We start from the raw sequence: 12,678 nt of genomic DNA, 5'->3' as shown, positions 1-12,678 counted from the left end.
ACGGGCCGTGGTGGGCCCGGTGGGACGACAGCGCTGGCGTCGCACGGACGGACGTGACAGCAAGCACACTATGTCACGACACATGATCGTGACAAAAACGATTCAGATCCTGAGACGCGACTCGGACGCTTGTGGTGCTTGTCACAGCGCCTTCCACTTGGCAGAGTCGGCACACGGACCGACCCGAGGGAGGTGCTGACCATGACGTCCTCCGAGATCGTGGAGCTGCGCCGGGCGCTTGGCCAACTGCGCCACTGCGTCGGCAGCCTGCGCGCACGATACGGCGACGTGGCCGCGGTGCAGAGGCTCGCCAACGACGTCGAGCGGCTGGACATCGACGCGACCGAGCTGATGGACCTGGACCGCACGCCCCGACCGCGCGAAGCGCCTCGGGTCGAACGGGAGGTCGTCGTCGTCCCGGACACGCCGTACGACCCGAAGCTGTGGCACGACGCCGACGACGAAGGGCTCGGCGGCTACCGCAGCCACCGAACCTGACCCGACCCGGAGACCGGCCCCCGCGTGAGAACGCGGGGGCCGCTCCCGTTTCAGGCCCGGTTGTGTGTTCCAAACCACATTGTGTCCCGCACCACAACGACGTGGAACGAGGTGAGGTATGAGGGCGCAGATAGCCCAGCGCACGTTGCGCACGGACCGGTGGTGGCTGCCGCCGTTGGCGACGTTCGCGGGCCTGCTCCTGATTTCGATCTACGCGGCCGTGCGGACCTTCATGGGCGACTACTACTGGGTGGACGACTACCGCTACCTGACGCCCATGTACTCGCCCTGCCTGAGCCAGGAGTGCCTGCCGAACGCGGCGCACTTCGGCCGGCCGCTGCCCGAGCTGCCGGGTTTCCTCACGCCGCCGGTGGTGATCATCCCGTTCCTGCTCGGCTTCCGGGTGACCTGCTACTACTACCGCAAGGCGTACTACCGGGCGGCGTGGATGTCCCCGCCCGCGTGCGCGGTGGCCGAGCCGCACGCCAAGTACACCGGTGAGACCCGCTTCCCGCTGATCGCGCAGAACCTGCACCGCTACTTCTTCTACGCGGCCTCACTGCTGCTGCTGATCAACATCTACGACGCGTTCTACGCCTTCACCACCGGCATCGGCCTGGGCAACATCGTGCTGCTGGTCAACGTCGGGCTCCTGGCCGCGTACACGCTGTCGTGCCACTCGTGCCGCCACATCGCGGGCGGGCGGCTCAAGCACTTCTCCAAGCACCCGGTCCGGTACTGGGCGTGGACGCAGATCTCCAAGCTCAACGCCAGGCACATGCAGTTGGCGTGGGCCTCGCTCATCTTCGTCTGCGTCACGGACCTCTACGTCGCGCTGGTCGCCTCCGGGACGATCGCCGACCTCCGATTCGTCAACTGAGGAGTGGTTTTGCCCGAGCTGGAACGGCATTCGTTCGACGTGCTCGTGATCGGCGCCGGCGGTGCGGGGTTGCGCGCCGCGATCGAGGCGCGCGAGCACGGGATGCGCACGGCGGTGCTGTGCAAGTCGTTGTTCGGCAAGGCGCACACGGTGATGGCCGAGGGCGGCATCGCGGCGGCCATGGGGAACGTGAACTCGAACGACAACTGGCAGGTGCACTTCCGCGACACCATGCGCGGCGGGAAGTTCCTGAACAACTGGCGGATGGCCGAGCTGCACGCCAAGGAGGCCCCGGACCGGGTGTGGGAGCTGGAGACCTACGGCGCGCTGTTCGACCGCACCAAGGACGGTCGGATCAGCCAGCGCAACTTCGGCGGCCACGAGTACCCGCGCCTGGCGCACGTCGGCGACCGCACCGGGTTGGAGCTGATCCGCAGCCTCCAGCAGAAGGTCGTGTCCCTCCAGCAGGACGACTTCGCCGAGACCGGCGACTACGAGTCGCGGCTGCGGGTGTTCCAGGAGTTCACCGTCACCGACCTGGTCCTGGACGACGGCCGGGTGGCCGGCGCGTTCGGCTACTGGCGCGAGTCGGGCCGATTCGTGCTGTTCGAGGCGCCCGCCGTGGTGCTCGCCACCGGCGGCATCGGCAAGTCGTTCAAGGTGACGTCGAACTCCTGGGAGTACACCGGCGACGGCCACGCCCTGGCCCTGCGCGCGGGCGCGTCCCTGATCAACATGGAGTTCGTGCAGTTCCACCCGACCGGCATGGTCTGGCCGCCGTCGGTGAAGGGCATCCTGGTCACCGAGTCGGTCCGCGGTGACGGCGGGGTGCTGCGCAACTCCGACGGCAAGCGGTTCATGTTCGACTACATCCCCGAGGTGTTCAAGGACAAGTACGCCGACAACGAGGCCGAGGCCGACCGCTGGTACACCGACCCGGGCAACAACCGGCGGCCGCCGGAGCTGCTGCCCCGCGACGAGGTGGCCCGCGCCATCAACTCCGAGGTCAAGGCCGGGCGCGGCTCCGAGCACGGCGGCGTGTTCCTGGACGTGTCCACGCGCCTGCCCGCCGAGGAGATCATGCGGCGGCTGCCGTCGATGCACCACCAGTTCAAGGAGCTGGCCGACGTCGACATCACCGCGCAGCCGATGGAGGTCGGGCCGACCTGCCACTACGTGATGGGCGGGGTGCGGGTCGACCCGGACACGGGCGCGTCGTCGGTGCCGGGGCTGTTCGCGGCGGGCGAGGTGTCCGGCGGGATGCACGGCTCCAACCGGCTGGGCGGCAACTCGTTGTCCGACCTGCTGGTGTTCGGCCGCCGCGCGGGCGCCGGCGCGTCGGACTACGTGGCAGGGCTGTCGGCCCGGCCGGTGTGCTCGGACGAGGCGGTGGCCGAGGCGGAACGGACCGCCGTGGCCCCGTTCTCCGGTTCCGACGCGGGCGGGGAGAACCCGTACACGCTGCACATGGAGTTGCAGCAGGCGATGAACGACCTGGTCGGCATCATCCGGCGGGCCGAGGAGATGGAGCAGGCCGTCGAGCGGCTGGAGGAGCTGAAGCGGCGGGCCGCGACCGTGGTGGTCGAGGGGCACCGGCAGTTCAACCCCGGCTGGCACCTGGCGCTGGACCTGCGCAACATGCTGCTGGTCAGCGAGTGCGTGGCGCGGGCCGCGCTGCTGCGCACGGAGAGCCGCGGGGGTCACACCCGTGACGACTACCCGAGCATGGACGCCGAGTGGCGGCGCAAGCTGCTGGTCTGCACGCTGTCCGGCTCGTCGGTCGAGGTGGTGGAGGAGCCGCAGGTCCCGATCCGGCCCGACCTGCTGGAGCTGTTCGAGCACAGCGAGTTGCAGAAGTACCTGACCGCCGACGAGCTGGAGGGCTGACATGGGGTACCAGGGGCACTTCCGGGTGTGGCGCGGCTCGGCCGAGGGCGGTGGCCTGGAGGACTTCACCGTCGAGGTCAACGAGGGCGAGGTCGTGCTCGACGTGATCCACCGGTTGCAGGCCACGCAGACGCCCGACCTGGCCGTGCGGTGGAACTGCAAGGCGGGCAAGTGCGGCTCGTGCTCGGCGGAGATCAACGGCAAGCCCAGGCTGCTGTGCATGACGCGGATGTCGGTGTTCGCGGAGGACGAGACGGTGACCGTGACGCCGATGCGCACGTTCCCGGTGATCCGTGACCTGGTCACGGACGTCTCGTACAACTACCGGAAAGCGCGTGAAATCCCCGCGTTCAAGCCGCCGGAGGGCGTGGCGCCGGGGGAGTACCGGATGCAGCAGGTCGACGTGGAGCGCTCGCAGGAGTTCCGCAAGTGCATCGAGTGCTTCCTGTGCAACAACACGTGCCACGTCATCCGCGACCACGAGGAGAACAAGGAGTCGTTCGCCGGGCCCCGGTTCCTCATGCGGGTGGCGGAGCTGGAGATGCACCCGCTGGACGAGGCGGACCGGGTGCAGCAGGCGCAGTCCTCGCACGGCCTGGGGCTGTGCAACATCACCAAGTGCTGCACCGAGGTGTGCCCGGAGCACATCAAGATCACCGACAACGCCCTGATCCCCATGAAGGAACGCGTGGCCGACCGCCGCTACGACCCGATCGTGTGGCTGGGCAACAAGCTGTTCCGGCGGTCCTGACGGCCGACCCGCGTTGCGTCACACCCGGTGGCGCAACGCGGGACGGCGGGCGACCCGCCGCAGGTCGGGGACCAGGCTGACGAGGCCGAGCACCGCGAGCCCCGCACCCAGCCACAGCGGCGCGCGCAGGCCGTGGTCGGTGATGAGCAGGCCGCCCAGCCACGAGCCGATGATGATCCCGAGCGTGATGAACGAGCCGTGCACGGTGTTGACCAGCGGGCCCGTGTCACCCGCCCGCTGGACCCGCGTGACCAGGGCCGGGTTCATCGTGACACCGACCAGGCCGATGCCGAGCAGGCCGGCCACTGCGAGCACGTCGACGTGGGCGAACAGGGCGAAGCCGGTGAGGAACAGGGCGTTGAGGCCCAGGCCGACGACCAGCGCCGGGAGCGCGTGCCGGTCGGCGAACTGGCCGACGACGTGGTTGCCGACGAGCGTGGCGACGCCGTAGGCGATCAGCAGCAACGGCACCGTGGTGGGGGCGAAGCCGGTGACCTCGGTGAGGATCGGGTTGACGTAGCTGAACATGGCGAACGTGGCGCCGATGGCGAACGTGCTGGTGGACAGCACCAGCCACAGCTTCGGCCGGGCGACGGAACGCAGTTCGGCGCGCACGCCCCCGTCGCCGTTGACGCGGTCGAGCCGCGGCACGCCCGCGACCGTGCCGGCAGCGGCCACGACGGTGAGCGCCGCGATGCCCCAGAACGCCGCCCGCCACCCCAGGTGCTCGCCGATGAACGTGGCCAGCGGCAGGCCCAGCAGCGTGCCGAGCATGAGCCCGTTCAGCACGGTCGCGGTGGCGCGGCCGCGCAGGTCCGGCGCGACCACGGCGGAGGTGACCGAGAGCGCCACGCCGAAGAACGCCTGGGACGCCGCGCCGGTGATGACGCGGGCGGCCAGCATCACGTCGTAGCCGGTGGCGGTGGCGGCCAGGACGTTGCCGACGAGGAAGACGGCGAACAGCGCCATCAGCGCGGGCTTGGGGCGCAGGCGCAGCATCAGCACGGTGAGCAGGGGGCCGCCGACGGCCATCGCGGCGGCGAACGCCGTGATCAGGTAGCCGATCTCGGGGATGGTGACGTGCAGGCCGGCGGCCATCTGCGGCATGAGGCCGGCGACGACGAACTCGCTGGTCACCATGGCGAAGATGCCGAGGGCGAGCAGGTGGACGACTCGGGGCATGGTGGTGCTCCTGTTTTGTATTGATCTGTCCAAAACCTGGGCGGCAGAAAGGGCGTCGTTCTTGAGGTGTGGTCAGAGGGCTTCGAGCGCGGTGTCCGCGATGGCCTTCAACGTCGGGATGTCCGCGCCACCCTGCCCGGCGACGCGCAGGCCCGCGATGACCGCGTTGAGGAAGCGCGCCAGCTCCGCGGGACTCCTCCGCGAGGTGAACTGGCCGTCGCGTTGACCGACGCGGATGACCGCTTCGAGCGAGTCCAGCCTGCGTTGCTGGTCACGGGCCACCAGGGCGGCGGCCTCCGGGTCGCGCGCGGCCAGCTCCACGGTCGTGTTGACGGTCAGGCAGCCGATCCCGCGCTCGTCGCGCCGGTTCTCCACCTCGCCCGCGATGATCGCGTCGAACAGGGCGTGCACCCGGTCCCGCGCCGTCCGCGTCTCGTCGTCGAGCAGGGCGAGCTGGTTGGTGGTCATGAGCTCGGTGTAGCGGACGAGGGAGCGCTTGAAGAGCTCGTGCTTGCTGCTGAACGTGTTGTAGATGCTGCTGCGCCCCAGCCCGGTGGCGCGGCACAGGTCCTCGGTGGACGTGGCCTCGTAGCCGTTCACCCAGAACGTGCGCATGGCGGCGTCGAGCGCCTGCTCCTCGTCGAACTCCTTGGGTCGGGGCACGAGGTCACCGTAGCAGGTTTTGGACCGACCTATCCAGAATAGGCGAGCCGGGCCGCCACCCAGAAGAACACCTTCGGGTCACCCAGCCCGGAGGCGGTGAGCCAGTCGGCCGCGACCCGCGCCTGAGACTCGTCCTGGACGAGCCCCCAGCGACCCGGACGGACGCCGGTCGCCCGCCGCACGTCGTCGACCAGGCCGCCGAGGCAGGTCCAGGTGTGCCAGGTCCCGCTGTCGTAGCCGACCAGCTCGAACCCGAGCACGTCGGTCGCGGTGACGGGCTCGGCGCGGGCCAGGCGTTCCGGCAGGCTGCCCGCCGACACGTCCCAACCGCCCTCGCGCACGTCCGCCAGCAGGGGCTCGACGTCTTGGCCGGCGATCCCGACCTCCAGCACGTGCAAGTCGTCCCGTCCGGCCCGCGCCGCCTCGGCGGACTCCCGGTCACCGAACCACTCGTCCCAGTCGACCCGAGGCACCAACGTCGTGACGCAGCCGCTCATCGACACCAGCTCACCCGACGGCAGCCCGACATCCTGCCAATCCCGCCGCCCCTCCCGCGCGACCACGCGGTAACCGGCCAGGACGTGCGCCATCAGTGCCACCTCCGGGGCGTCCCGCCCGCGCGTCGAGCGATGCTGGTGGAGTGCACTTGTTCCTGCCGTGCGCTGTTCATCCGGCTGTCACGCGATCAGCTGCCCTCGGTCCAGTAGCGCTGGAGCCTGGCGACCGCTTCGTCCCTGCTCATCCCGGCCACCTCGGACTCGTCGAGGCCGACACGCGTGATCAGCAGGTGCACGAGGTCGGCGGGCAGGGCTGCCACCGGCGGCTCGGGCGTCCCGCGAGCAGGTTTGACGCCATCCTGCACGCATGACCAGAACGCCGGATCGTCGACGTCGAGTTGATCGCGGAGGATGTGCTTCCAGATGCCCTGCCCGTAGCCGGTGCGGTCTACCGGGTGCGAGATGCGGGTGCGCAGGACCCTGCCGTCGACAAGATCGAGTTCGTACGTGACGTGATGCGTTCCGGTTCGGCCGCGGGCGTCGCGCACTCGGCGCCATTCCTCGACCTGGCAGAACGCCTCGTGATCCTCGCGCGTCGGCTCCGGCCAGGAAGTCACCGCGCGGCACCGACGAGCCAGTCGCGCAGCTGCTCGTCGTCGCTGAAGCTGATCAGCTGCACCAATCCCCAGTTGTCACGGTGGTTCGGAGCGTTGAGCAGGCGCTCCTGCCAGTCTTCCGCGTACTCGCGCAGAGCGTCGATCATCTCGGCGATCGCTTCGTCGAACGACGCGCCGTCAGCCGCCACTGGCAGTCCTGGGATGAACACCGACCAGCCGCCGGCCTCCGGGACGACCTGGGCGCGCGAAGGAACGATCGATGCGAGGAAGTGGCGCAGCCGCTTGACGTCCACGACGGCCGTCGTGGCGGAGTCACGTCGAACCGTGGCGACTCGCCCCTGCTCTGCGGCATCCAGCAAGTCCTTCAGATGTGCGCGAGCCTCGGTGTAGCTGTCGTAGTGAACAGCAGACATGCCGGCCTCCCAGGGTGGTCCTCACCAGGATGTCCCTGAGGGCTAAGTACGTCAAGTACGTGACGTACTTAGGTGGAGGTGTTGCGTCGGATGCAACCGCGAGCGAGCATGGCAGAGCCGGGGCAACCCGTTGCCCCGGCTCTGACCAGGTAATTCACCCGCTAGAGGCGCTCAGGCTCAGCTGCAGCCCGAGGTGGAGCCGCAGCCCTCGCACAGGTAGCACGAGCCGGCCGGGCGCATCTTCGTGCCGCACGTCATGCACAGCGGCGCGTCGGCGGCCTTGCCCAGGTGCAGCTCGAGCAGTTCCGTGGAGCTGCCCACCTTGATGTCCTGCGGCTTGGAGGTCTTCTCCGCGGGAGCCGGGTCGGCGGTCGGGGTGGCGTCGACCGACGTGCGCAGGCCCTCCAGGTCCACGTCACCGTTGCCGTAGTCGGACGAGACCTGCGCGGTGCGCTCGTCGGCGGTGAAGATGCCGAGCTGGGCCCGCTTCTCGAACGGCAGGTAGTCGAGCGCCAGCCGGCGGAACAGGTAGTCCAGGACGCTGGTCGCGATGCGGACGTCCGGGTCGTCGGTCATGCCCGCCGGCTCGAAGCGCAGGTTCTGGAACTTCGAGACGTAGAACTCCAACGGGATGCCGTACTGCAGGCCGACCGAGATCGACATGGAGAACGCGTCCATCACGCCGGCCAGCGTCGAGCCCTGCTTGCCCAGCTTGACGAAGATCTCGCCCAGGCCGTCGTCGGGGTACGAACCGGCGTGCAGGTAGCCCTCCGCGCCGCCGACCGTGAACGACACCGTCTGCGACGGGCGCTTCTTCGGCAGCCGCTTGCGCACCGGGCGGTACTCCACGACCGTCTCGGTCTTGGCCTCCGACGACGCGACCGACGACGACTTGGCCGACTTGCCCGCCGACAGCGGCTGGCCGACCTTGCAGTTGTCGCGGTAGATCGCCAGCGCCTTCAGGCCCAGCTTCCAACCCTGGTAGTAGATCTCCTCGACGTCCTCGACGGTCGCCGTCTCCGGCATGTTCACCGTCTTGGAGATCGCGCCCGAGATGAACGGCTGCACCGCGGCCATCATCCGCACGTGGCCCATCGGCGCGATGGAGCGCTCGCCCATCGCGCAGTCGAACACCTCGTAGTGCTCGAGCTTGAGGCCCGGCGCGTCCACCACGTGGCCGTGCTCGCCGATGAACTCGACGATCGCCTCGATCTGCTCCTGCTGGTAGCCCAGCGACTTCAGCGCGCGCGGCACGGTCTGGTTGACGATCTGCATCGAGCCGCCGCCGACCAGCTTCTTGAACTTCACCAGCGCCAGGTCCGGCTCGATGCCGGTCGTGTCGCAGTCCATCATCAGGCCGATGGTGCCGGTGGGTGCGAGCACGCTGGCCTGCGCGTTGCGCCAGCCGTTGCGGGCGCCGATCTTCTGGCACTCCTGCCACGCCTTGGTCGCGACCTTCTGCACCGCCGCGTCGTTCGCGTGGTAGGTGCGCAGCATGTCGTTCGCGGCCGAGTGCTTGCGGATGACCCGCTGGTGCGCCTCGGCGTTGCGGGCGTAGCCGTCGTACGGGCCGACGATGCCCGCCAGCTCGGCGGACCGCTTGTACGCCACGGCCTGCATCAGCGACGTGATCGAGGCGGCCAGCGCGCGGCCGCCCTCGGAGTCGTACGCGTGGCCGGTCGCCATGAGCAGCGCGCCCAGGTTGGCGTAGCCGATGCCCAGCTGGCGGAACGCGCGGGTCGTCTCGCCGATCGCGGGGGTCGGGAAGTCCGCGAAGCAGATCGAGATGTCCATCGCGGTGATGATCAGCTCGACCGACTTGGCGAACAGCTCCGCGTTGAACGTGCCGTCGTCGGACAGGAACTTCATCAGGTTCAACGACGCCAGGTTGCAGCTGGAGTTGTCCAGGTGCATGTACTCCGAGCACGGGTTCGAGGCCGTGATGCGGCCCGACTCCGGCGTGGTGTGCCAGTCGTTGATCGTGCCGTCGTACTGGATGCCCGGGTCGGCGCACTCCCACGCGGCCTGCGCCAGCTTGCGGAACAGGTCCTTGGCGTCGACGTGCTCGATGACCTCGCCGGTCTGGCGGGCGCGCAGGCCGAACTGCCCGCCGTTCTCGTAGGCGTGCATGAACTCGTCGGACACGCGGACCGAGTTGTTCGCGTTCTGGTACTGCACGGACACGATGTCCTTGCCGCCCAGGTCCATGTCGAACCCGGCGTCGCGCAGCGCGCGGACCTTGTCCTCTTCGCGCGCCTTGGTCTGGATGAACTCCTCGACGTCGGGGTGGTCGACGTCCAGCACGACCATCTTCGCCGCGCGGCGGGTCGCGCCACCGGACTTGATGGTGCCCGCGGAGGCGTCCGCGCCGCGCATGAACGACACCGGGCCCGACGCCGTGCCGCCGGAGGACAGCAGCTCCTTGGACGAGCGGATGCGCGAGAGGTTCAGGCCCGCGCCGGAGCCGCCCTTGAAGATCAGGCCCTCCTCGCGGTACCAGTTCAGGATCGACTCCATCGTGTCGTCGACCGACAGGATGAAGCAGGCGCTGACCTGCTGCGGCGAGCTCGTGCCGACGTTGAACCACACCGGCGAGTTGAAGCTGAACACCTGGTGCAGCAGCATCCAGGTCAGCTCGTGCTCGTAGATCTCGGCGTCGTCCTCGGTGGCGAAGTACCCGTGCTTGACGCCCGCCTCGACGTAGGTCTTCACCACGCGGTCGATGAGCTGCTTGAGGCTGTGCTCGCGCTGCGGCGTGCCCACCGCGCCGCGGAAGTACTTGCTGGTGACGATGTTGGTGGCGTTGACCGACCAGAAGTCGGGGAACTCGACGCCCCGCTGCTCGAAGTTCACCGAGCCGTCGCGCCAGTTCGTCATCACGACGTCGCGGTGCTCCCAGGTGACCTCGTCATAGGGGTGCTTGCCCGCGGTGGTGTAGACGCGCTCCACCTTCAGCTTGGCGTTCTTGTCCCCCGCGCCGTTGCGGGTGGCCGTCCTCTTGCTGGAGCCACCGACGGTCTCCGTCATCCCGGGTCCCTCTCGTCTTGCTCGTCTTGGAAATTTCTCGCACGCGACCACGTCCGGGCTCCCCCCGTCCGAGGCGGTCGCGCGTTGTCCTGCGTCGCGTCCGCTCAGTCGTCAGTGCGCTGGGCGGTGCGAAGATCGGCGATCTCCTTCTCGAAGTCCTCGACGGAGGAGAAGGAGCGGTAGACGGAGGCGAACCGCAGGTAGGCCACCTCGTCCAGGTCGCGCAGCGGGCCGAGGATGGCCAGGCCCACCTCGTGGCTGGGGATCTCGGCGTTGCCGCCCGAGCGGATCGACTCCTCGACGCGGTGCGCGAGCTGCTGGAGGGCGTCCTCGTCGACCGGGCGGCCCTGGCAGGCGCGGCGCACGCCGTTGACGACCTTGTCGCGGCTGAACGGCTCGGTGACGCCGGAGCGCTTGACCACCGCGAGCACGGCTTCCTCCACGGTGGTGAACCGGCGGCCGCAGCTCGAGCAGGAGCGCCGGCGGCGGATCACCTGACCCTCGTCGACCTCGCGCGAGTCGACCACACGAGAGTCGGCGTTGCGGCAGAACGGGCATCGCACGGCTGGTCTCCCCTCCTCCGCGCAGCATCCATCGCGTTAGCCCTCGTCGTGGGGAAAACCCCAACCTGTGGACTAACTACAACGGTGTAACCACTAGATGTAGGGGTCAACCTATGCCCAAGGCCCACGGGGAGGCAAGTTGAAACAGGGCGTGTCCCGTCACTCGGACGGAGGAACCGGGCGAGTCTCCCCCAAGCGCGCGAACCGCGCTCGCGGAGACCCGGGAGCGCGGTTCGGCAGGGCTGGGCGGCGGGCGCTCGGGAGGCGCCGCCAGGGTGGTCAGGGGGCGCCGTGGGGGACGACGAGGGACTGGCCGGGGACGACGTCGGAGGACGGCAGGGAGTTCAGCTCGAGGATGCGCTCGACGACGGCGTCCGGGTCGCTGGCGGGTGCGCTGCGCTCGGCGACGTCCCGCAGGGTCTCGCCCACCTGGACGTGCACGACGTTGGTGCGTTCGGGGACGGTGGTCGCGCCGGAGGTGTACAGGAACAGCAGGCTCAACAGGGCGGCGAAGGCCGCCGCGGTCGCCGCGTAGGCGACGAACTGGACGACCGGGTGGCGTCGCGGCCGGACCTCGCAGGCGACCGGCTCGGGCGCGGTCTGGCGCACGCTGAGCGGGCGGGGGCGGGTCGACGGCCGGCGATTGTCCTTGTCGTGTACTTCGAACCGGCGAAGGACCCGTGGTCCAGGTCGCAATCCCGCGCCGAGGGCGACATCCTCGACACCGGCACCGTCCACCAGTTCGAAGCTGTTCCGGGTGCCAATGACCACCGCCATGATGTCCTCCAACGCAGGTCATCCGATCATGATCGAACCTGTGTTCGATCGAACGTCCGTGCGAATGTGTACCACTTCGCCGGGCGAAATCGCTAGGACACGCCGAGGTTTACTTCGAACAGGTGTTTGATCTGGACACGGAACGCGACTACCGTCCACAAGTGAAGATCGTCGGAGAGCCGGCCTGGGCAATCGGGACCGGTGAGGAGGAAGCACCGTGGCACGCAAGACCAGTGAAGACCTGCGCACCGCCGATGTGCCCTCCGCGCCCGAACCGGCGGACATCGCGGGCAACGCCGGGCTCACCCTGCGCCAGCGCAAGGTGCTCGACGTGATCCGCGACTGGTTGGACCGGTTCGGCTACCCGCCCAGCGTGCGTGAGATCGGGGAGGCGGTCGGCCTGACCTCCACCTCCTCGGTCGCCCACCAGCTGCGCGCGCTGGAGCGGAAGGGGTACCTGCGTCGCGACCCGAACCGGCCGCGCGCGGTGGGCGTGCTGCCCGCGGAGATCGTCACCGGCCTGGACCCGGCGTCCAAGCCGACGCCCGCGTACGTGCCCATGCTGGGCCGCATCGCGGCCGGTGGGCCGATCCTGGCCGAGGAGTCGATCGAGGACGTGTTCCCGCTGCCGCGCGAGATCGTCGGCGAGGGCGACGTGTTCCTGCTCAAGGTCGTGGGTGACTCGATGGTGGACGCCGCCATCACCGACGGCGACTGGGTCGTCGTCCGCCAGCAGCCGACGGCGGACAACGGCGAGGTGGTCGCCGCGATGATCGACGGCGAGGCCACCGTGAAGACGTTCAAGCGCAAGGAAGACGGGCACGTGTGGCTGATGCCGCACAACGAGGCCTACCAGCCCATCCCCGGTGACGACGCGTCGATCCTGGGCAAGGTCGTGGCGGTCCTGCGCAGGCTGTAGGCCC

13 protein-coding genes are annotated in these 12,678 nt (G+C 69.2%); 5 read left to right on the top strand and 8 right to left on the bottom strand.

The window, feature by feature from the left end; genetic code table 11:
- Positions 1 to 201: 201 nt before the first annotated feature.
- The 4 genes from LZG04_RS23060 to LZG04_RS23045 all read left to right on the top strand — a co-directional run bounded on the left by LZG04_RS23060 (position 202) and on the right by LZG04_RS23045 (position 4,016).
- On the top strand, positions 202 to 498 hold the full coding sequence (locus tag LZG04_RS23060; RefSeq protein ID WP_233820026.1) for a hypothetical protein: 297 nt from the start codon (positions 202 to 204) through the stop codon (positions 496 to 498).
- 118 nt (positions 499 to 616) lie between these two features.
- Positions 617 to 1,378: a hypothetical protein gene (locus tag LZG04_RS23055; RefSeq protein ID WP_233820024.1), complete on the top strand. Its 762-nt coding sequence runs from the start codon at positions 617 to 619 to the stop codon at positions 1,376 to 1,378.
- Between the two features lie 9 nt (positions 1,379 to 1,387).
- A complete protein-coding gene (locus LZG04_RS23050) occupies positions 1,388 to 3,265 on the top strand; it encodes a fumarate reductase/succinate dehydrogenase flavoprotein subunit (protein ID WP_233820023.1) in 1,878 nt (625 codons plus the stop codon).
- Between the two features lies 1 nt (position 3,266).
- Positions 3,267 to 4,016: a succinate dehydrogenase/fumarate reductase iron-sulfur subunit gene (locus tag LZG04_RS23045; protein WP_233820021.1), complete on the top strand. Its 750-nt coding sequence runs from the start codon at positions 3,267 to 3,269 to the stop codon at positions 4,014 to 4,016.
- An 18-nt stretch (positions 4,017 to 4,034) separates the two neighbouring features.
- On the opposite strand, the gene LZG04_RS23040 is transcribed toward LZG04_RS23045, so the two are convergent.
- From LZG04_RS23040 to LZG04_RS23005, 8 genes are all read right to left on the bottom strand, one after another.
- Positions 4,035 to 5,198, bottom strand: coding sequence for an MFS transporter (locus LZG04_RS23040; RefSeq protein WP_233820013.1), 1,164 nt, complete (start codon positions 5,196 to 5,198; stop codon positions 4,035 to 4,037).
- A 72-nt stretch (positions 5,199 to 5,270) separates the two neighbouring features.
- On the bottom strand, positions 5,271 to 5,861 hold the full coding sequence (locus tag LZG04_RS23035) for a TetR/AcrR family transcriptional regulator (RefSeq protein ID WP_233820011.1): 591 nt from the start codon (positions 5,859 to 5,861) through the stop codon (positions 5,271 to 5,273).
- 29 nt (positions 5,862 to 5,890) lie between these two features.
- Positions 5,891 to 6,451 (bottom strand): hypothetical protein, encoded by a 561-nt coding sequence (locus LZG04_RS23030; RefSeq protein ID WP_233820009.1) that lies wholly within the window; start codon positions 6,449 to 6,451, stop codon positions 5,891 to 5,893.
- A gap of 95 nt (positions 6,452 to 6,546) precedes the next feature.
- Positions 6,547 to 6,975: a cytotoxic translational repressor of toxin-antitoxin stability system gene (locus tag LZG04_RS23025; protein WP_233820007.1), complete on the bottom strand. Its 429-nt coding sequence runs from the start codon at positions 6,973 to 6,975 to the stop codon at positions 6,547 to 6,549.
- Positions 6,972 to 7,388: a type II toxin-antitoxin system HicB family antitoxin gene (locus LZG04_RS23020; RefSeq protein ID WP_233820005.1), complete on the bottom strand. Its 417-nt coding sequence runs from the start codon at positions 7,386 to 7,388 to the stop codon at positions 6,972 to 6,974. The genes LZG04_RS23025 and LZG04_RS23020 overlap by 4 nt, the downstream gene beginning before the upstream one ends.
- Positions 7,389 to 7,565: 177 nt before the next feature.
- On the bottom strand, positions 7,566 to 10,415 hold the full coding sequence (locus LZG04_RS23015; RefSeq protein WP_233820003.1) for a vitamin B12-dependent ribonucleotide reductase: 2,850 nt from the start codon (positions 10,413 to 10,415) through the stop codon (positions 7,566 to 7,568).
- A 104-nt stretch (positions 10,416 to 10,519) separates the two neighbouring features.
- On the bottom strand, positions 10,520 to 10,978 hold the full coding sequence (gene nrdR / locus LZG04_RS23010) for a transcriptional regulator NrdR (RefSeq protein ID WP_073886580.1): 459 nt from the start codon (positions 10,976 to 10,978) through the stop codon (positions 10,520 to 10,522).
- 279 nt (positions 10,979 to 11,257) lie between these two features.
- On the bottom strand, positions 11,258 to 11,587 hold the full coding sequence (locus tag LZG04_RS23005) for a LysM peptidoglycan-binding domain-containing protein (RefSeq protein ID WP_233820002.1): 330 nt from the start codon (positions 11,585 to 11,587) through the stop codon (positions 11,258 to 11,260).
- A gap of 409 nt (positions 11,588 to 11,996) precedes the next feature.
- On the opposite strand from LZG04_RS23005, the gene lexA reads away from it, so the two are divergent.
- Positions 11,997 to 12,674 (top strand): transcriptional repressor LexA, encoded by a 678-nt coding sequence (gene lexA / locus LZG04_RS23000; RefSeq protein WP_233820411.1) that lies wholly within the window; start codon positions 11,997 to 11,999, stop codon positions 12,672 to 12,674.
- Positions 12,675 to 12,678 lie beyond the last annotated feature (4 nt).

This window comes from Saccharothrix sp. S26, assembly GCF_021390395.1.
Taxonomy (GTDB): domain Bacteria; phylum Actinomycetota; class Actinomycetes; order Mycobacteriales; family Pseudonocardiaceae; genus Actinosynnema.
The sequence above is the reverse complement of the archived record's forward strand: the minus strand, read 5'-3'. Positions and strand labels throughout refer to the sequence as shown.